Origin of the sequence: Lacihabitans sp. CCS-44, from assembly GCF_024343735.1 — a bacterium.
Classification (GTDB): Bacteria; Bacteroidota; Bacteroidia; order Cytophagales; family Spirosomataceae; genus Leadbetterella.
In genome coordinates this window covers 56,607-77,549 of the sequence record NZ_RJUE01000058.1, presented here as the reverse complement: position 1 = coordinate 77,549, position 20,943 = coordinate 56,607, and the positions used below count along the sequence as shown (strand labels likewise).

Annotated in this window: 19 protein-coding genes; 16 read left to right on the top strand and 3 right to left on the bottom strand. The window is 38.2% G+C overall.

Going from position 1 to position 20,943, the window contains the following annotated elements; all coding sequences use genetic code 11:
* The first annotated feature begins 39 nt into the window (after positions 1 to 39).
* Complete coding sequence (locus EGI26_RS12840) at positions 40 to 381, top strand: helix-turn-helix domain-containing protein (protein ID WP_255078856.1); 342 nt, start codon at positions 40 to 42, stop codon at positions 379 to 381.
* A gap of 252 nt (positions 382 to 633) precedes the next feature.
* On the opposite strand, the gene EGI26_RS12835 is transcribed toward EGI26_RS12840, so the two are convergent.
* On the bottom strand, positions 634 to 1,389 hold the full coding sequence (locus EGI26_RS12835; protein WP_255078855.1) for an SDR family oxidoreductase: 756 nt from the start codon (positions 1,387 to 1,389) through the stop codon (positions 634 to 636).
* 95 nt (positions 1,390 to 1,484) lie between these two features.
* Positions 1,485 to 2,465: a helix-turn-helix transcriptional regulator gene (locus tag EGI26_RS12830; RefSeq protein WP_310587959.1), complete on the bottom strand. Its 981-nt coding sequence runs from the start codon at positions 2,463 to 2,465 to the stop codon at positions 1,485 to 1,487.
* 199 nt (positions 2,466 to 2,664) lie between these two features.
* On the opposite strand from EGI26_RS12830, the gene EGI26_RS12825 reads away from it, so the two are divergent.
* The 7 genes from EGI26_RS12825 to EGI26_RS12795 all read left to right on the top strand — a co-directional run bounded on the left by EGI26_RS12825 (position 2,665) and on the right by EGI26_RS12795 (position 10,889).
* Complete coding sequence (locus EGI26_RS12825; protein WP_255078851.1) at positions 2,665 to 3,504, top strand: methylated-DNA--[protein]-cysteine S-methyltransferase; 840 nt, start codon at positions 2,665 to 2,667, stop codon at positions 3,502 to 3,504.
* Between the two features lie 84 nt (positions 3,505 to 3,588).
* Complete coding sequence (locus EGI26_RS12820; RefSeq protein WP_255078850.1) at positions 3,589 to 4,308, top strand: 2OG-Fe(II) oxygenase; 720 nt, start codon at positions 3,589 to 3,591, stop codon at positions 4,306 to 4,308.
* Between the two features lie 4 nt (positions 4,309 to 4,312).
* Positions 4,313 to 4,564, top strand: a complete 252-nt coding sequence (locus EGI26_RS12815; protein ID WP_255078848.1) for an Ada metal-binding domain-containing protein — start codon at positions 4,313 to 4,315, stop codon at positions 4,562 to 4,564.
* Entirely contained in the window at positions 4,545 to 5,153 is a 609-nt protein-coding gene (locus EGI26_RS12810) for an alpha-ketoglutarate-dependent dioxygenase AlkB (protein WP_255078847.1), read from the top strand. The genes EGI26_RS12815 and EGI26_RS12810 overlap by 20 nt, the downstream gene beginning before the upstream one ends.
* Before the next feature lie 160 nt (positions 5,154 to 5,313).
* A complete protein-coding gene (locus EGI26_RS12805; protein ID WP_255078994.1) occupies positions 5,314 to 6,171 on the top strand; it encodes a YitT family protein in 858 nt (285 codons plus the stop codon).
* A gap of 55 nt (positions 6,172 to 6,226) precedes the next feature.
* On the top strand, positions 6,227 to 7,522 hold the full coding sequence (locus tag EGI26_RS12800; RefSeq protein ID WP_255078845.1) for a M20/M25/M40 family metallo-hydrolase: 1,296 nt from the start codon (positions 6,227 to 6,229) through the stop codon (positions 7,520 to 7,522).
* Positions 7,523 to 7,652: 130 nt separating this feature from the next.
* Positions 7,653 to 10,889 carry a VPS10 domain-containing protein gene (locus EGI26_RS12795; protein WP_255078844.1) on the top strand — a complete coding sequence of 1,079 codons (3,237 nt, stop codon included), beginning with the start codon at positions 7,653 to 7,655 and terminating at the stop codon, positions 10,887 to 10,889.
* 464 nt (positions 10,890 to 11,353) lie between these two features.
* Here EGI26_RS12795 and tnpA read toward each other — a convergent pair whose 3' ends face one another.
* Positions 11,354 to 11,791 carry an IS200/IS605 family transposase gene (gene tnpA / locus EGI26_RS12790; RefSeq protein ID WP_255078843.1) on the bottom strand — a complete coding sequence of 146 codons (438 nt, stop codon included), beginning with the start codon at positions 11,789 to 11,791 and terminating at the stop codon, positions 11,354 to 11,356.
* Positions 11,792 to 12,005: 214 nt separating this feature from the next.
* Between tnpA and EGI26_RS12785 the strand changes: the two genes are divergently transcribed.
* The 8 genes from EGI26_RS12785 to EGI26_RS12750 all read left to right on the top strand — a co-directional run bounded on the left by EGI26_RS12785 (position 12,006) and on the right by EGI26_RS12750 (position 20,939).
* Entirely contained in the window at positions 12,006 to 15,275 is a 3,270-nt protein-coding gene (locus EGI26_RS12785; protein ID WP_255078840.1) for a glycosyl hydrolase, read from the top strand.
* Between the two features lie 101 nt (positions 15,276 to 15,376).
* Positions 15,377 to 15,931 (top strand): PepSY domain-containing protein, encoded by a 555-nt coding sequence (locus tag EGI26_RS12780; RefSeq protein WP_255078838.1) that lies wholly within the window; start codon positions 15,377 to 15,379, stop codon positions 15,929 to 15,931.
* A 274-nt stretch (positions 15,932 to 16,205) separates the two neighbouring features.
* On the top strand, positions 16,206 to 16,649 hold the full coding sequence (locus tag EGI26_RS12775) for a hypothetical protein (RefSeq protein ID WP_255078837.1): 444 nt from the start codon (positions 16,206 to 16,208) through the stop codon (positions 16,647 to 16,649).
* 66 nt (positions 16,650 to 16,715) lie between these two features.
* Positions 16,716 to 17,069, top strand: a complete 354-nt coding sequence (locus EGI26_RS12770; protein ID WP_255036283.1) for a YciI family protein — start codon at positions 16,716 to 16,718, stop codon at positions 17,067 to 17,069.
* Positions 17,070 to 17,099: 30 nt separating this feature from the next.
* Complete coding sequence (locus tag EGI26_RS12765) at positions 17,100 to 18,329, top strand: RNA polymerase sigma factor (RefSeq protein ID WP_255078836.1); 1,230 nt, start codon at positions 17,100 to 17,102, stop codon at positions 18,327 to 18,329.
* An 81-nt stretch (positions 18,330 to 18,410) separates the two neighbouring features.
* On the top strand, positions 18,411 to 18,944 hold the full coding sequence (locus EGI26_RS12760) for a heme-binding beta-barrel domain-containing protein (protein ID WP_255078835.1): 534 nt from the start codon (positions 18,411 to 18,413) through the stop codon (positions 18,942 to 18,944).
* Positions 18,945 to 19,138: 194 nt separating this feature from the next.
* Positions 19,139 to 20,536 (top strand): DUF4173 domain-containing protein, encoded by a 1,398-nt coding sequence (locus EGI26_RS12755; RefSeq protein ID WP_255078834.1) that lies wholly within the window; start codon positions 19,139 to 19,141, stop codon positions 20,534 to 20,536.
* A 1-nt stretch (position 20,537) separates the two neighbouring features.
* Positions 20,538 to 20,939, top strand: a complete 402-nt coding sequence (locus EGI26_RS12750; protein ID WP_255078833.1) for a DUF2809 domain-containing protein — start codon at positions 20,538 to 20,540, stop codon at positions 20,937 to 20,939.
* The last annotated feature ends 4 nt before the right edge of the window (positions 20,940 to 20,943 follow it).

The window sequence follows — 20,943 nt, the reverse complement described above, 5'->3', positions numbered from 1 at the left end:
GCACTATCCAATCGGGAAGTATCGTAAAAAAATCAGATTATGCTAACAAACGGAGCTTGCCCCAAAACTGCACTCTCAATAAAAGACGCTCTCGAAGCCTTGGAAGGTCGCTGGAAATTATTGATTTTGTTTGCCTTATCTGCAGGAGCAAAGCGATTTAAGCAGATTTCAAAAGAAGTGACAGGAATTACGGATAAGACATTATCGAAAGAACTGAAAAACTTGGAAGCAAATCAGCTCATCAAGCGGCAAGTACATGATACTTTTCCACCGACGGTTGAGTATTCAATAACCGAACACGGAATGTCGCTCGAAAAAGTGATGGACGAGCTGCATTTTTGGGGACTACAACACCGCGATAAGATTATGCGAGAAGAATAGATTTCTTAGTAAAGTGTTTGGCACGCAGATAAAACGGATGTGCCAACGCTGATTTTCACGGATATTTTGAAATATCCGTGAAAATTTGGCTTGAATCAATATTTCTTAAGTAGCTGCATAAGATTAGTTTATATTAAAAACTGAGGCTTTTAACGTATAAACGACTTATAAACAACAACTTGCAACAACTAATTAACTAATAACCGCACGGGCGACCCCGCAATTCCCAGCAACTACTTATCGTTTCAGATTTCAAAGAAAAAATCCGCCCGAAACTTCAATTTTTTGCCCGTTTATCCACTTAGAATCTTCGGTGCAAAGAAAAGCCACGACACTGCCAATATCGTCAGCACTACCAACTCGGCCCAAAGCAGTTTGGCTTGCCAAAAAGCCCTTCATTTGTGGGTTGTTTCTGATGGCTGCGTCATTAAAATCAGTCTCAATTGGACCAGGAGCAACGATATTTGAGCGAATACCACGATTTCCGTATTCTTTTGCTACAACTTTTGTAAATGTTTCAACTGCCGATTTCAACGATGAATAAATCGAGTAACCCGGAATGGTAACTCGTGTAGTTCCTGACGAAATAAATACAATGCCGCCTCCGTCATTCATCATCGACAATGCTTTTTGAGTCAAGAAATAAACGCCTTTGAAGTGAATATTCACGAAATTATCGAAGACTTCTTCTGTCATATCGGCTATCGGAATTGTAGCCCCGATACCTGCATTATTAATAAGAAAATCGAAAGTGGAAGTTTGCCATTTACTTTGTAAAACTGCCGAAACTTGCTCTAAAAACGTACCGAAAGATTTAATATCAGCTACATCAAATTTTAAAGCAACGGCTTTTTGCCCATTGGCTTCGATTGCTGCCACAACATCTTCAGCGTCTGTCTGATTTGAATGGTAAGTAAGAATAATGTCAATATTTTTCTTGGCAAGAGAGATAGCCATGTCTTTTCCGAGTCCACGGCTACCGCCAGTTACAAGTGCAATTTTGTTCATCTTTTTGATTGTTTAAATTTGATGGTGCAAAATTGCAGTAAATAACGGATCAGATGTTTGCAAATAAGAAATCATTATTTGCAAAATTCAAATATTCATAATCTAAACTGAGCAGGTGAAATGGAAGTTTGTCTTTTGAAAAAATTCGAAAAATGAGCCACTTCTTCAAAACCCAACGAATAGGCAATTTCGGAGATATTCCAATCGGTTTGTCGGAGTAAAATCTTGGCTTCTTGAGTTGTTCTGCTCGTGATGATTTCAGTCGTAGTTTTGCCAACATTTTCTTTCAAAACTTTATTTAAGTGATTGACATGAACAGCCAAACGGTTGGCATAATCTTTAGCAGTTCGCAAATTGAGCTTTTGTTGAGGCGACTCTATCGGAAATTGTCTTTCGAGCAATTCCAAAAACAAAGAAGAGACCCTTGAAGCGGCGTTGTGGGTTGAATACAAAGCCGTTACGGGCTGCAATTTCTGTCCATAATGGATGAGTTCTAGAACGTAATTGCGTAGCAAATCATATTTATAAACATAGTCAGAAGCTATTTCTCGGTGCATTTTCTCGAAAATATCCATTATTTCTGCTACATTATCCTCTGAAAGCTGAAAAATAGGAAAACCATCTGAACGAAAAATCGGTAGTTCGTCAATCGCCATTCCTGTTTTGTTTTTGTGAATAAACTCAGGTGTGAACACACAAAAATACCCACTTTGGTTGATATCTTGTGGCACATAATGATAAGGAATCAAGGGAGTGGCAAAAAGTAAAGCATTGTGCTCAATATCAATCACTTTATCGGCATATTCGGCACGATTTTTACCGACAATAAGGCTGATTTTATAATATGCCCGGCGGTCGTAAAGCATCAGGTTTTTCTCTCGAAGCTTTCTTATAAAATCATCAATCGCAAAAACATTGAAGTGTCCGATTTCTTTTTTGAAGCCTTCTGGCAGCGGCACATTGATTCCCTCATAAAATTCTTCGACCGAAATAGTATTCATATCTGTTGTAAAAATCAAATATATAAAGTTTTCCACATAAAATCCAAAAATCATTTCGATAGATTTACTACCCATATACTATTTTTGTTATATCGAATAACAAAGGCCTCAAAATGACTTTAGACTGAAAAAAACTAGGCTATTTGTAAACAAACTCTTACACACATCAGCATGTACTTAACTCCAAAAAAAGTTCATACCCACAAATCTTAGCAAGAATCGGATTTTCTGATTGTGAAAGTATTCAGACATTTGTAACATCAAAATTGACAAAATGGAAACGCAAGACAAACTGAACTACGATAGAATTGCCGAAGCTATAGATTTTATCAAAACAAATTTTAAAGCTCAACCCAACCTTGACGAAGTGGCCGAAAAAGTACACCTGAGTCCTTTTCATTTTCAAAGACTTTTTAGTGAGTGGGCTGGCACAAGTCCGAAGAAGTTTTTGCAATACATTACGGTTGAACACGCCAAAAAACTGTTAAAAGAAAGCCAGACATCAATCTTTGACACAGCTCACGAAACCGGCCTTTCTGGCACAAGCCGGCTGCACGATTTGTTTATCAATATCGAAGGAATGAGCCCAGCAGAATATAAAAATGGTGGAAAAAACCTCGAAATAAATTTTAGCTTTGCCGAAAGCCCTTTTGGAAATATTCTGGTGGCCTCCACCACAAAGGGTATCTGTCACATGGCATTTTATGATGATGAACAAACGGCTTTAGCAACGCTCCAAAGTCATTTTCCACAAGCTATTTTCAATAGAAAACTAGATATTTTGCAACAAAATGCCCTTTTTATCTTTCAAAATGATTGGAGCAAACTCAAACAAGTAAAACTTCATTTGAAGGGCACGGATTTTCAGTTAAAAGTTTGGGAAACACTCTTGAAAATACCAATGGGGCAATTGACCACCTACGGCTCAGTAGCACAGCAAATAGAGAAACCCAATGCCTCCAGAGCGGTTGGAACGGCTATCGGGAGCAATCCTGTGGCGTTTTTAATTCCTTGCCACCGCATCATTCAATCTTCGGGCAATTTGGGTGGATACATGTGGGGAACCACCCGAAAAACGGCTATCATTGGCTGGGAAAGTGCGAAAATGGCATAACTCAATAGAATAATGCCCTAAAACCTTTTGAAAAAACCAAGTAACCTTTGTGTCTTAGCGGCTTTGCGAGAAATTAATATACACATGAGAAACCCAGAATTGACCACAAAATTAGAAAGCATTGATTGGTCAGCATTTTCAGAATCGATGCACGAAAAAGGATATGCGATTATCCCAAACATGCTGACGGCTACCCAATGCGAAGAGCTCAAAAATGCTTACGAAAACCCTGACCTCTATCGCAAAACCGTGGTGATGGAACGCTACAGATTTGGACTAGGAGAATACAAATATTTCAAATACCCACTTCCTAGCATTATTTCAGATATTCGTACCTTGATTTACCCAAAACTTGCCCCAATAGCAAATCTGTGGTTTAAAGTTCTGAAAATTGACATAGAATTCTCGACAACACATAAAGAAATGCTAGAAAAATGCCATGAAAACAATCAGTTTAAACCGACGGTTTTGATACTAAAATACGGAAAAGGTGGACATAACACTTTACACCAAGATTTGTATGGAGATGTCTTTTTTCCCATTCAAACGGTTATGTTTCTAAACCAGCCTGATGAGGATTATACGGGCGGCGAGTTTGTACTTACACAACAGACCCCAAGAGCCCAATCTAAGGCCATTGTTTTGAAACCAAACAAAGGCGATATGTTGGTTTTTACGACAAATTTCAGGCCTATAAAAGGCTCAAAGGGCTATTATAGAGTAAACATGAAACACGGCGTAAGCGAAGTGCAAAGTGGAGAACGCCATACTTTGGGTATAATTTTTCATGATGCACTGACCTGAGAAAATGATTAAACATTCCGACATAAACTCCTTAGATTTACACAATCAAATCAGACAAAAGCAAATTTGTTTGGGCGGAAATTTAAACCTAAAAATCTATGGAACCCTCGGCTGCAAATCTGGCAAAAGAATGAAAAAACAGAATAGAGTGTTCTTTGGATCGGAAGAAGAAGCACTAGAAAGGAATTTCAGACCCTGCGGTCATTGTTTAAAAGAAAAATATAAAATCTGGAAAAATGGACTTGTTCGATTATAAACCCGATGCTACGAAAAACTGGTTGCCTTATGAGGGCACCGTAAATTATTTTGGAAAATTACTAAATCATGAATCAGCCGATTACTATCTCAAGGCTTTGTTGGAAAACATTGAATGGCGAAACGACGAAGCCGTGATTTTTGGCAAGAAGATAATCACCAAACGCAAAGTGGCTTGGTACGGCGAAAAACCATTTGAATATACCTACTCCAACACCACCAAGCACGCACTTTTGTGGACCAAGGAGCTTTTAGAGCTGAAAGAATTAATAGAAAAAGAAACAGGAGAAACCTTCAATTCTTGCCTCCTAAACCTTTATCATTCAGGCGATGAAGGTATGGCTTGGCACAGCGATGGCGAAAAAGACCTGAAAAAAAATGGGGCCATAGGCTCGCTCAGTTTCGGAGCGGAACGTAAATTTGCATTCAAACACAAACAGTCTAAAGAGAAAATAGACCTTATACTCGAACACGGCAGTTTGCTAGTCATGAAAGACACCACCCAAACACACTGGCTACATCGCCTTCCACCTACAAAGTTGGTTTCTAAGCCAAGAGTAAACCTTACGTTTAGAACCATTGTGGAGTAATCAAAGGAATTTTTCAAATCCCAAATTTTGCCTTTTTTAAGAAAATCGGTCATTGGAGTGTAAGAAAAAAAAGGTCGTGACGTTGGTCTAATGTGCTTTCATGGAATTTTTATTCCCTCAAAACCATTATTTTATTAAACCAACGCCTAGTGCATCAACCATGACACCTTCAAAAAGACTAATGAAAGATACCATTTTAATAACCATCGGCATTTTTTCGGCAGCCTTTGGTTTCAAGGGCTTTTTACTTACCAATCACTTCATTGACGGTGGAGCTACCGGCATATCTCTATTGATTTCGGCCTTGACCAAAATACCCCTTTCTTACCTCATAGTGAGCATCAATTTGCCATTTATTCTGATGGGTTACAAAATAGTTGGTCGTCAATTTGCCATAAAAACAGCATTGGCTATATCGGGTTTGGCATTGGTATTGGCCACAGTAACATTTCCAAACATTACCAATGACAATCTACTGGTGGCTATTTTTGGCGGTTTTTTCTTGGGAGCGGGCATTGGTTTTGCTATCAGAGGAGGAGCCGTAATAGACGGTACCGAGGTTTTGGCCATTTATTTGAGCCGTAAATTTGGAACCACCATAGGCGACATTATCATTGTCATCAACGTAATGATTTTTGGTGCTGCAGCTTATTTTTTAGGAATGGAAATCGCCCTTTATTCCATGATAACCTACTTGGCGGCATCTAAAACCCTCGATTTTATAGTAGAAGGCCTCGAAGAATACATTGGCGTAACGGTGGTTTCGGATAAAAACGAAGAAATAAGACAGATGATTATAGATAAAATGGGTAGAGGCGTAACGGTTTACAGCGGCAAAAGTGGCTATGGTAAAAGAGGTGAAATGAAAGAAACCGACATCCTTTACACGGTTATAACTCGGCTCGAACTGAACAAACTAAACTCTGAAATAGAGAAAATAGAACCCAGTGCTTTTGTAGTAATGAACAGCGTAAAAGACACCAAAGGCGGTATGATTAAAAAACGCCCTTTGCATTGAAAAAGATAAATTTCTTATCTTTGAAATAACATTTTATCAAGCACCAAATTTACCCATGAAAAAACTTTCTCTTTTTGCACTATTCATTGTGCTATATTTTCAAACAAAAGCCCAAGATGAGAAAAATGTCTCGGTGCAAGCTGCTTACAAAAACCAAATAGAAGCCATTGGTAAAGATAAAAAAGTACAAAAAGCCTTTGAAGTAATACAAAGCTTGGAACCACAAACCATGAGAGACCTTGTGGAATTGACGGAAATTCCTGCCCCTCCTTTTATGGAACAAAAAAGAGGGGAAAGGTTTATGCAAATGGTAAAAGCCGCCGGTGCAGATTCTATTTGGAAAGATGAAGTTGGCAATGTTTTGGCACTAAGAAAAGGTAAAACAAGAGGTAGAACCGTAGTTTTAGAAGCCCATTTAGATACTGTTTTTCCACTTGAAACTGATGTTAAAGTAAAAAAACATGGAGATACACTCTATGCACCCGGTATTGGAGATGACACACGCGGGTTAGCCATGGTATTAGCAGTTATGAAGTCCATGAATACAGCTCAAATCAACACTTCTTCGGATGTGCTATTTGCAGGCGTTGTGGGTGAAGAAGGCTTGGGCGATTTACGAGGTGTAAAGCACCTTTTCAAAAACGGAAACCGTAAAATTGACGCTTATATTGCCATTGATGGCGGTGATTTAGGAAGAATTAACAACATGGCTTTGGGTTCCTTGCGTTATAAAGTTACTTTCAAAGGCCCAGGAGGACACTCTTGGGGTGCTTTTGGTGTGGCCAATCCCCATCATGCCATTGGTAAATCCATCGACTATATTGATACAGCAGCAGGTGCTTATGTGGCCAATGGACCTAAAACAACCTACAATGTGGGTCGAATAGGTGGCGGTACTTCCGTAAACTCCATTCCTTTCGAATCTTGGATGGAAATAGATATGCGTTCGGTAAGCCCTGAGAAGCTATTGGGCATAGAAAGGATTTTGAAAGAACAAATGCAAAAAGCACTCGAAGACTATAACAAAACCGTAAAGAAAGGAGATAAGTTGACCTTGGTTTTAGACAAAATTGGTGAAAGGCCCTCGGGTGAATTGGGTGAAAACCTTCCATTGATTCTGAAAGCCATTGCAGCAACATCCTATTTCAATGCTCAACCAACGCTTACCAGAGGCTCAACAGACTCTAATATTCCTATTTCGTTGGGCATACCAGCCGTAACAATAGGCAGAGGTGGCAAATCAGACAACGCCCATGCCCTAGACGAATGGTATTTAAATGACGAAACTGGGCCATTGGCCATCAAACTTGCACTTTTAATTCTGGTTGCTGAAGCAGGTTTGGCGAATTGACCTCCATTTGATTTTTTGAAGATACTTTACCCTGCTTCGACCTCCTCTAAACTTCAATTTGTCGAATCAAGAAAGAATTTCAATAAAAAAATACTATTTTTATTTTCTTAAAAACCTTCAATCAAAAACTATGAAAAAAATTTCCTTTTTGATTCTCCTTCTAACCATGAGCAGTGGCATTTTCGCCCAAAAGAAAAAAGCAAAAACTACTGAACCGGTTGCAGTTGAATCACCCAAACAAGATTATAAAAAACTTTACGATGGCCTGCAATGGCGAAATATTGGGCCATTTCGTGGCGGACGATCGTTAGCCGTCTCTGGTCACAAAGATCAGCCAATGACCTACTACTATGGAGCAGTAGGTGGTGGCGTTTGGAAAACTACCGATGGAGGTCAAAACTGGGCTTATACTGGCGATAGTACCTTTAAATCTAGCTCTGTCGGAGCCATTGCCGTGGCACCTTCAGACCCCAACGTGGTATATGTAGGCATGGGCGAGGCCGATATGCGTAGCAATATCAGCTACGGCGACGGCATGTACAAATCTACCGATGCAGGCAAAAGCTGGAAACACATTGGTTTGCCAAAAGCAGATGCCATAGCCACTATCGAAGTGCATCCAACTGATCAAAACCTGGTTTACGTAGCTGCGGTGGGCAATCCATTTGCACCTAACAAAGAGCGTGGAGTTTTTAGAAGCAAAGACGGCGGCAAAACTTGGGAACATATTTTGGCTAAAAACGATAGTACTGGAGCCTACCATGTACGTATTGACCCCAACAATCCTCGCATAATCTACGCCACACTTTGGCAAGCTTATCGCAATGGCCACAGCATGAGCAGTGGTGGCAAAGGCTGCGGATTGTACAAATCGGTTGATGGCGGCGATACTTGGGTTTCATTAAATGAAAAACCGGGTATGCCGAAAGGTCTTTTAGGAAAAATCGGGGTGGCAGTTTCTCCAGCTAATTCAAACCGACTGTATGCACTAATCGAAAATGCAAAAGGTGGACTTTTCACTTCTAACGACGCCGGTGAGACCTGGAGATTGGTAAATGATGACAAAAACCTTTGGCAACGTCCATGGTATTATATGAATCTTCAGGCTGACCCAAAAAATGTGGATGGCGTAATCATTTTGAATGTTAATGCCTTTAAATCAACCGATGGCGGCAAAACCATTAGAAATATCAGAGTTCACCATGGCGATAACCACGACGTTTGGATAAATCCCAACAATCCCGAAAACTTCATTATAGCCGACGATGGTGGAGCGGAAGTAACTTATAATGATGGTATTACGTTTTCTGATGTGGATATTCCAACTTCTCAGTTTTACCATGTTCACCTCGACAATGACTTTCCTTATAACATTTACGGTTCACAACAAGATAACTCTACGGTCAGAATCGCCAGTCGCACAAACGGCAATTCCATCGGCATAAGAGATTGGTATTCAGTAGCAGGTGGTGAGTCTGGATACATAGCCATTGACCCTAAAAACTCCAAAATAACCTATGGAGGTTCTTATGACGGATATTTGACAAAGCAAAACGCCGAAAACGGTCAGGAGCAAAACATCATGGTTTATCCCGAAAACAACATGGGACATACTTCTGCTGAAAAGAAATTCCGTTTTCAATGGACTTATCCTATCATTTTCTCACCACATGATAATACCCGATTATATTGCACCTCGCAGTATGTTCACGTTACCCACGACGAAGGCCATTCATGGGAAATTATCAGTCCGGATTTGACCAGAAACGACCCGAAAACTACTGGAGCTACAGGTGGACCTATTACATTGGACCAAACAGGAGCTGAGATTTACGCAACAATTTTTACTTTGGCAGAATCAAAACTTGAAAAAGGAAACATTTGGGCGGGTTCTGACGATGGATATTTACACGTAACACGAGATAACGGTAAAAACTGGACAAATATCACTTTACCAACCTCACAGTTAGGGGATTTGGCCTTGATGTCGATGATTCATACCTCAGATTTTGAGAAAGGTAAAGCCTACTTGGCGGCAACAAGATACATGTTTGGCGACAGAACACCGTATTTGTTCAAGACTTCAGATTATGGTAAAACTTGGACAAGCATCAGCAAAGGAATTCCGGCTGATGAATATACACGAGTAGTTCGCGAGGACCCAAATAAACCAGGACTACTCTATGCGGGCACCGAAAGAGGCATTTATGTATCTTTTGACGATGGTTCATCATGGAATCCATTGAACCTCAATATGCCGATTTCACCCATCAGAGATTTGCAAATTCACGAAAGGGAGAAGGATTTGGTAGTGGCTACGCACGGTTTATCGTTCTGGATTCTAGACGACATCACGCCTTTGCACGAAATAAAGGACGGCTTAGCAATGGCCGACCAACACCTTTTCAAACCACGTCATGCTTATCGAATGGAAGGAGGCGACGGAGGCCGCAGAGGCACACCTTTGGACGAAGGTAAAAATGCCGCCAATGGAGTTTTGGTGAATTATTACCTAAAAGAAACGCCAAAAGAAGAATTAAAGCTGCAGTTTTTAACGATGAGTAATGATACCATCATTACGTTTTCGAGCAAAAAAGACCTCAAAGGCGAGCCATTTAAGGTTTCGAAAGATTTTTACGAAAACCCTGATGCACCAAAACCAAACAGTGTAAGCACCACTGCGGGACTTAGTAGATTTGTGTGGAACATGCGATACGCAGACGCCACCGAAATACAAGGCGAAAAAGCACCAATGTGGGCAGGAAATACCACGGGACCAAAAGTAGTGCCTGGGCAATATAAAATAAGGATGATTTTGGGAGATAAATTGGTGAAAGAAGAAATTGCCGAAATCAAAAAAGACCCAAGGGTAGATGCCACCGAGGCCGACTTTAAAGCTCAGTTTGATTTGTTGATGAAAATTCACAAAAAATTGGATGAGTCGCACCGCAACATCAACGATATCAGAGAGATACGCAAGGCAGTTACCGAATATATGAAGGCGGTAAAAGATACGGTTATTATTTCAAATTTCCAGAAAATAACCAAGCCGATGCTGAAAAATTTGGACGATTTGGAGCAGAGTTTATTGCAAAACAAAGCCAAAGCCGTGCAGGATTTGTTGGCCTACCCTATCCGCTTAAACGACAAAATAGCGGGAATAGCGGGTGTAGTGAGCAGTGCCGATACAAAACCAACCAAGGCCTCTCACAATGTGTTCAACGACATCAGCAGCAAAATAGACAAGACCTCCGAAAAACTCAAAAAGATTGTCGACGAAGACGTACCAGCCTTCAACAACATGGTAAAACAAAACCAATTACCCGCCATTAATTTGAAGCAGAAAAAGGTGGGGACGGCGTTGTAAATATTTGATTTTGAATTATTTTAGATGAAATAAATGACCCTGAAACTTGGATTCAGGGTCATTTTTATTTTTGTGATCTCAATAATTTGGCTAAAGCCTAAATTTTGATTGATAATTTATTTCTGGGAATGGGCTAAAGCCGCATTCCTATTCATAATCAACCTTTTAAAATAAATTCATTTTGGAATGGGCTAAAGCCACATTCCTATTCATTGAATCCTCTAAATAAATTTTGAATCATGGATATTGTTGAATTGCCTCCAGATTTATCTAGAGGATAATTTAAATGATGAAATCCATTTTAGGCTTTAGCCAAAATCTTAAAAAAGGTTAAAGCCGCATTCCTATTCAATCATTCTTTGAATAAAATTATCATGATTTTGAATTATTGCAATTGTTGAATTGCCTCCAGATTTATCTGGAGGATAAAATATGATTATCATTATTTGGCTTTAGCCAAAATCTTAGCCATCAAATTTTTGAAATCTAAATTTCTCTACAAACTCTTCATACTCCTTTTGAAATGATTTTTTAGAATGATGCTCTTCTTGATTTTTGATGTAATCTCTTACCCTATCAATCATGGATTCAGACACAGAGACAGCAAAATATTCATCCTGCCATTCAAATTTTTCCTTAGTCAAGCTCATTTTATTTATCCAAAATGAAGATTCTCCTTTAATCAACTGCATTACTTTTTGAATACTTTGATCCACACCCAAAGACACCAAACAATGACAATGGTCAGAATATCCATTCACAAAATCTATAAAAATACCCTTTTCACGAGCATTTTCGCGGATATGATTCCAAACAGTCAATCTCAACTCTTTAGTATTGAGAAATGGGATTCTATTTTTAGTACCCCAAACAAAATGGATATAAACTTTTACAAACGGCATTGTGTAAATTATTTAAGATCTAATTGATGATTTAGTAAAATATTATTCGAATATATGAAAACGAATCTAATTTTCTCCTCAGCTTTAAAAATCTAGTTCATGGAAATAATTTCACAATTCCACAAATAAAAACCAATTCCCACCCACCCCTTTGCCCCAAACAGAAAATTCTTTACCTTTAATATTCATTTACAAACCATTCTAAACCTCTCTTATGAAAAAACACTTAGCCCTATTATTAATTTTTGCAACCCTTTGCACTTTTGGCCAAAAGAAAAAGACGGCTGCTGTGACTGAAAAACCCAAAGAAGTTGTTGTCACCGAAAAAGGACCTGATCTTTCTGGCTTCAAGTTTCGGTCGGTTGGCCCATCTTTTATGAGTGGACGTATCATTGATTTGGCCCATAATCCAAACAAAAGCTCTGAATATTATGTAGCTGTGGCCTCAGGAGGGGTTTTTAAAACTACCAATGGCGGTACAACATTTCAGCCCATTTTTGAAAACTATGGGGCTTTTTCGGTAGGTTGTGTCACGCTCGACCCGCAAAATCACAATGTGGTGTGGGTAGGTACCGGCGAAGCCAACAACCAACGTAGCGTGGGCTATGGGGACGGCATCTACAAGTCGGAAGATGGTGGCAAAAGTTTCATAAACATGGGATTGAAAGACTCGCAGCACATTGGCGAAATCATCATAGATCCCAAAAACTCAGATATCATTTATGCAGCAGCTTATGGCCCACTGTGGAATAGTGGCGGCGAAAGGGGCGTTTACAAATCTACCGACGGCGGCAAAACTTGGGCAAATGTATTGAAAATCAGTGAGCACACCGGAGTAGCCGATATCGTGATGGATCCCAAAAACTCATCTGTTTTGTTCGCCTCTGCTCACCAGCGTCAACGCAAAGGTTATGGCTATGTATCAGGAGGCCCAGAAAGTGCTGTTTATAAAAGTACAGACAGCGGTGCCACTTGGAAGAAAATCAACAATGGTTTCCCAGGAGGCGACATCGGACGTATTGCTATAGCCATTTCGCCGATAAATACCGATGTACTTTATGCTCATTTGGAGGCTACAACGGGCAACAATGGCTCTTACAAAAGCACTGACCGCGGTGCGAGTTGGGTAAAAATGAGCTCTTATGCTTCTTCTGGTCTATATTATGGCAAAATCTACCCTGATCCCGTTCAGTTTGACAGAATATTTGTAGGCGATGTGTATTCTAAATATTCAAACGACGGTGGTAAAACTTGGGTGAATCTCAACCACCAAAATATCCATGTCGATAACCACATCATTACCATAGACCCAAAAGACAACCAACATATTTTTATGGGCGGCGACGGCGGTTTGTATGAATCCTTCAATTTGGGACAAAACTGGCATTTTAAGCAGAATTTATCCATCACACAGTTTTATAGAGTGGCTCTTGACAATGCATTCCCGTTTTATAATATTTATGGCGGCACACAAGACAACAGCAGTTTTGCTGGCCCGAGTCGAACCAACAATCAGGCTGGAATCACCAACAATGACTGGTACCTTACAGTAGGAGGCGATGGATTTGAGTCAGCAGTGGACTGGAGCAATCCTGATATAGTGTATGCTCAATGGCAGCACGGCGGACTGATACGCTTCGACAAAAAAACAGGCGAACAAATAGACATCAAACCCGTGCCTTTGGAGGGTGAGCCAGCACTTCGGTGGAACTGGGACTCCCCATTGTTGGTATCCAAATATGATGCAAAAAGACTTTATTTTGGTGCGAACAAAATTTATAGGTCAGACGACAGAGGAAACTCTTGGAAGTTAATTTCGGGAGATTTGAGCCGACAAATAGACCGCAACAAATTGCCGTATATGGACAAAGTTTGGAGCATGGATGCCGTACAAAAAAACACCAGTACGTCTATCTATGGCCAATCTACATTTATATCAGAAAGTCCATTGGATGAAAATATACTGTATGTTGGGACAGATGATGGTTTGGTGCAAGTAACCACTGATGGAGGTAAAACGTGGACAAAAATAGATAACATTCCGGGCATACCTGCCATGAGTTATGTGCCACAAGTTATCTGCTCGCAACACAATAAAAACACAGCTTATGTGGTATTTAACCACCACCGTTATGGTGATTTTAAACCCTATTTGGCCAAAACCACAGATGGTGGAAAAACTTGGACTAGCATCAGTGGTAACTTGCCAGAACGCGGATCAGTTTATACCATTGCTGAAGACCATGTAGACGGCAACTTGCTTTTTGCTGGAACTGAATTTGGCCTTTTTGCAAGCCTAAATGGTGGTAAAACTTGGACGCAGATGAAAAACAATTTGCCAGTGATAGCCATCAAAGATTTGGAAATACAAAGAAGAGAAAACGACTTGGTATTGGCCACATTTGGTAGAGGTTTCTATGTTCTTGACAACTATGCAGCCATGCGTACCATTTCAAAAACAGAAGGAAAAGAAGCCATGATATTTCCAATAAAATCAGAATGGGCTTTCAACCAAAAAGACCCTCTTGGCGGCAGAGGAACGGGTACACAAGGCGACAGTTATTATACTGCTGAAAATCCACCAATAGGTGCTAGCATCCGATATTTTGTAAAGGAAACGCCAAAATCTTTGAAAGATAAACGGAAAGAAAGCGAAAAAGCCTTGATAGCCAAAGGGGAGTTAAAAGGCTATCCAAGTTTGGACTCTATCGTGGCCGAAGAAAACGAAATTTTGGGTGCTTATTACCTCACTATCACCGATGACAAACAAAACACAGTCCGAAGATATCAGGTAAAACCAAAAAAGGGAATGAATGATTTTTTGTGGAATTTCAGTACTTCTAATGGTTTCTCCATAAACACTGAAAATAACGCAGGAGCCAACGATGGCTTTCCTGTCATTCCTGGAAAATATGCAGCTCAATTGAGTTATTTTGACGGAAATACTGTAAAAACTTTGACTGATGCTGAGCCATTTGAGGTAAAAAGCTTGGGCTGGGCAACTTTGCCTGTTCAGGATTATAAAGCTTTACAAAGCTTCGCAATTGACGTAAAAGACTTTGCAAGAGTGGTTTATGGCACCAGCGAGCATGTGTCTTTTTTGAAAGACAAACACAAAGCACTGAAGGCAGCTATGCTGGCCAATCCAAATTCGAAATTCGAAAGCATGGCCACTTTGACCCAGATGGAGCGTGAATTCCAGAAGATAAACTTGGAATTAAACGGCAACGAAGCCTTGGAAAAACACCAGTTTGAAGTATTACCAGGTATTTCTGACCGATTAAGAACGATTGTATTTGGCATGTATGGTCATTCTACTGAGCCAACTACCACCCAAAAACAAGGCTTGGCTTATGCTAAAAAACTTTTCGGACAAACCTATAAAAGTGTGTCTGAACTCGATAAAAACATGAATGAGCTTCAGAAAAGCCTAGAAAATAGCAAAATACCTTATATTCAAGGATCTTTGCCTAAGTGGGATTAATTAAAATTGGATTTTTATAAAACGGAGTTTTGTGATTAAAGCTCCGTTTTATATTTGAAAAAAGATTATTTGCATAATTTACCAAAACATAGTAATACTTCATGTCGAATCAAGACATCTCCAAACAAACCCGTTTTTATCGAAAAATACACAAATGGCTGGCTGTGCCGATGTTTTTAGTGATGTTTTTAATTGGAGTTACAGGACTTCTTTTAGGCTGGAAAAAACAAACTGCACTTCTACCCAAAACACAAAAAGGAACCACCGAGGTCAGTACCGAATGGCTAAAAATTGATAGTCTTGTAACCGTGGCAAAAGCATACTCGAGAAACATGTTGAAGAAAGCGGACGAAATAGACAGAATAGATATCCGTCCGCAAAAAGGAATAGCCAAAATTGTATTTGCACAACATTTTACAGAACTCCAACTCGATTGCAAAACCGCCGAGATACTTTCCATAAGTACGAGAAAATCAGACTTTATTGAAAAAATACACGATGGTTCTATTGTAGATTATTTCATAAAAACCTCTAGTGACCAATTCAAACTTTTCTATACTTCGGCTGCATCATTGAGCCTTATTTTGTTGTCATTCAGCGGTTTTTGGCTTTGGTATAACCCGATTAGGATTAAGAGGAGGAAACAAATTAGTTGACCGAAATTCTATATTTTGATTTCTTCAATTATCAAAACGCAAAAGAGTCTCTATAATTTTATCAAACTTTTAAAAACATAAAAAGTAAATTATACCACAAAGTTTCACGAAGAAGGCAAGAAGTTTCACAAAGGTTTTTATCCCCAAAATAGCATTTTCTTTGTGTCTTTTGTGTATCCTTCGTGAAACTTTGTGGAATAACAAAGAATCAATATTGTATTATCAAACAAAAAAAAGCGTCTCATTTCCAAGCAATTACCATATTTTTTTAAAAATGAAAAATCTCAAATTCCTTATTCTTCTCCCAATTTTGACTTCATGTAGTTTACTCTTTCCGAGTAAACCACTTCATGAATTACCAATAGGGGAATGGAAATTTGAACAAGCCTATTTTCTAGAAAAAAGGAATAAAATTAAAATAGATTATCTTGAAACCTCCATCGTTAATTTCAAAAGCAACCGAACTTTTGAATTAAAAAACCGAAATAATGAAATTATAGACCAAGGAAAGTGGAGAATTACCAATTTTGGATTTAGTGTCGATTATAAAGATTCCACCGGTTTGAAATCAACATCAGACTCAAAAAAAGTAATGGCCATTTTCTCTAATCAAAATCTCGATATATTGGGTGAAGTAACCTTCTCTAAAAAAGGTCTCAAAATAGAGGATCAAGACGGTAAATATCAGAAAATCTATATTTTGAAAAAGAAAGAATAAAATTTTCAGATTTCTTGTCCTATTTCATACTTTCGGATTGTCTTCTAGGCATAAAACAAAAAAAATATGGACGAATATGTATTGATTATGAGGCATGAAAATGCTACCGGACAAGTTTCACCAGAGCAAATGCAAGCTTGGATGCAACAAACCATGGATTGGCTTGGTGGAATAGCCGCCCAAGGAAAACTATTAGAAACTGGCAACGGCCTTTCGTTTGACGACGCCCGAGTGGTGGGTCATGGCGGAGTAGTAACCAACGGCCCTTTTGGCGAAATAAAAGAAACCATCGGCGGCTACGTGATAGTAAAGGCCGAGTCTGTTGAAGAAGCAGTAGAATTTGCCAAAGGAAGTCCAGTATTACAAGGGCCTGGTAATACTCTGGAAGTTAGAAAAGTGGCTAAACATGATTTTAAGTAAGTACTTGAAGAAATTCAGCGTCAGCATTTTATGAATACCGAAAAGCTTATACCACACTTGTTCAGAACAGAATCGAGAAAAATTTCGGCTGTTTTGAACAAGCATTTCGGTATAGATTACATGGAAATAGCTGAAGATATTGTTTCTGACACATTTTTAAGTGCTTTAGAAACATGGCCTTACAAAGGAATTCCTGATAACCCCAAAGCTTGGCTTTACGCAGTAGCCAAAAACAAAACCAAAAATCACATCGCCAGAACAAGCAATTTTGAGAACAATATCACACTAGAAATCTTTCAAAATTCAGAAATTTCTACCGAAATAGATTTGTCCGAAAGGAATATTTCGGATAGTCAATTGCAAATGCTATTTGCTGTTTGTCATCCAAGTATTTCGAGGGAATCGCAGATTGCACTTGCCCTAAAAACGCTCTGCGGATTTGGAATACACGAAATTGCTACAGCGTTTCTTAGCAACAAAGAAACCATCAATAAACGACTTTTTAGGGCAAAAGAAAAGCTAAAGTCTGAAAAAATAAAGATAGAGTTTCCAGAAGAAAGCAAGATTACAGAAAGGCTAGACACGGTTTTGTTGACACTTTATTTGCTTTTCAATGAAGGTTATTATTCTGAAAATCAGGATAATATAATCCGAAAAGAGTTATGTTCTGAAGCCATGATGTTGCTGGAATTACTCCTTGAAAACTATGCAGACAAAATCCCAAAAATACATGCCCTTTATGCCTTAATGTGCTTTCACAGTTCAAGGCTGAATGCCCGAAAAGACGAAAATGGTCAATTGATTTTATACCAAAATCAAGACGAAAACAACTGGGACAGATCGCTAATAGACAAGGGCATTGTTCATCTGCATCTGGCCACCAAAGGCGAAACCGCCTCAAAATATCACATAGAAGCTAGTTTGGCCTATTGGATGACCCATAAACAAGACACCAAAGAAAAATGGGAACATGTACTCAAACTCTACAATTTGCTATTATTTCAGGAATATTCACCGATTGCCGCTCTCAATCGCACCTTTGCATTGTCAAAAGTTTATGGAAATGAGGTAGCAAAAGTGGAAGCAGAAAAACTAAAACTTGAAACTAATCCATTCTATTTCAGTCTTTTGGCAGAGTTTAATAAAGAAAAAAACAAAGAAATAGCCATTGAATACTTAAAAAAAGCCAAAGAAATAAGCACCTCGAAAGCTCAGAAAGAGCTTATTTCAAGCAAGATAGCGGATCTATTAAAAGCATAATACTTGAAGTGTCTTCTTCGGTAAATGATTTTTTGGAACAAAAAGAAATTACTGTAATTTAGATTTTCAAACAACAGACCTATGAAAAAAACAATTCTTCTATTATTCTTTCTCCCAATATTTTCGAATGCTCAAATTTCTAAAAAAGACAGTATTTGGTTACCCATGAAGACTTTTTTGGGAGAGTGGGAAGGCGAAGGTGAGGGAGAATCTGGCAAGGGAAAGTATAAAAGAACTTATGAACTCGTATTAAACAGCAATTACATTGAAGTAAAAAACGAGTCTTCTTATCCGCCAAGTAAGAATTTCCCAATGGGCGAAGTACACCAAGACCAAGGATTTATAAGCTACGATAAAGGCCAAAAAAAATTCAAATTACGTCAGTTTCATATTGAAGGATTTGTCAATAAATACACAATGGAAAGTATTTCCTCGGACAAAAAGCATATCATTTTTATCAGTGAAGAAATAGAAAATATCCCAAACGGATATAGGGCTAGAGAAACATACCATTTCAAAAATGAGAATGAATTTGAAGAAATTTTCGAAATCGCCGAGCCAAACAAAGATTTTGAAGTTTATTCAAAAGCTATATTAAAAAAAGTAAAACACTGATTTTCAAAATATTAATGCACTTAATATTAAAATTCTAAATTCTATTTAGAAAAAAAGATAGATTTATTTTGGAAAAGAGATTTAATTTATTTCACTTTGCAATACAAAGTACTTTTAATCCTAAACCCGAAAGGGTTTTATTTAACTAAATTTACTTTGCAACTAAAAGTACTTTTTAATTAAATTAAGTATCAATGAAAAATCTAAAAACTATCTCGTTTTTCTTCTGTCTAATTACTTACTATTTCATATTTTGGCAAGAAAACATTGGACTAAATCTCTTCCTTTTCGACGTTCTATTGTTAGGGTTTAGTTATCCACAAATGCCCAAAAACAAGAAAACCACCATATTACTGACTACCGCATTTCTCTCATCCATTTCGGTGCTATTAATCAATACCGATGTGAGCATTCTCTTAAATATCTTAATAATGGGCGTCGTTATAGGATATAGTTTATTACCCGAAATAAATTCTGCAGTGAGTGCAGGTTTGGTGTTTTTTATTAATATAATATTGAATATAAGGCATTTAACTGCTCCTATTTCGAATATATTCGAAGGAATAGCACCAAAATCTGAGATACTCCACCGAATCATAAAAATCATAAAAATCAGTATTCTTCCTTTGGTTTTATTTATTGTATTCCTGTTATTGTTCCAAAATGCCAACCCAATTTTTCTTGAAAAAACCTTGTTTTTACAAAATGCTTTAGAAACATTTTTCAAAGAATTCCCCACATTTTCAGTTCCAAGAACAGTTTTTACTGTATTTGGCTATATAGTTTTGGCAGGCGTGTTCTTCAATCGAAATCTCCGATTTGGACAAAATTATTTCACAGACAAAAACATATCTATAAAAGCACCAGCCGAGGAAATCAAAAACGAAATGTTTCAGACAGCCACAATCAGCCTCTTGATACTAAATGCTCTCCTGCTAAGTGTAAACTTCATTGACATCCAATACCTCTGGTTCAATTTTTCAGAAACAAGTGCAGTCGAAATGTCAAAATTGGTTCATTCTGGCACTTATCTATTGATTATCAGTGTGATAATTTCTATCAGCGTTCTTGTTTTCTTCTTCAAAGGCCAACTTAATTTCCACAAAAGAAACAAGCTTTTGGTCTCGTTTGCCATTGCTTGGATAGCCCAAAACGCCATACTTATTGGCTCGGTATTTATCAGAAACTACAAATATGTAGAAATGTATGGGCTTACTCACAAAAGAATTGGTGTATGCGTATTTATTACCTTAACCCTAATAGGCTTATTTACAATTACTTGGAAAATTATCAAAAAACTAAATATCAATTTCCTGTTTATTTCAAATTCATGGGCTTTTATGCTGACGTTCTTGATTCTAAGTTTTGTCGATTTTGATAAAATCATTGCTGAAAACAACCTCAAAAGGCCCAATTGTGATATGGAATATGTAAAAAGCCTTTCAATTCATGCGATTCCTACCATTCAGAAATACCGCCCAGAGCTGAAAAAGGAAGATCTGAATTCTTACAAATGGTATAAAAAAGAGAGTAAGAATTACACCTGGCTTTCTTGGAACTTGATGGATTACAAACTTCAAAATATCAAATAAAATGACCCTGAACTCAAAATATTTAGTTTTAGCATTAGCACTTCTAGCCATCGAAATCGTCATTGCTGTTTTCGCACGCGACCAATTCATTCGGCCGTTTTTCGGAGATTTCTTGGCAGTCATATTCGTTTATTCTGGACTGAGAATCGTATTTGACAATACTTTCATAATAGCCTTAATTAGCTTATTTATAGCGTATTTTATCGAAACATTACAGTATTTTAAGTTCTTGGAAATTACTGGTTGGGCAAAATACAAAGTACTAGCAGTAGTGCTAGGTAGCTCATTTTCATGGCTCGACATTCTCGCTTACACTTTGGGTTTTGTTTTCATTTTGCTAGTAGAAAACTTCGAAATCATCAAACTATTTCTAAAACTTCAATTGGAAACTTCAAGAAAATAAACCT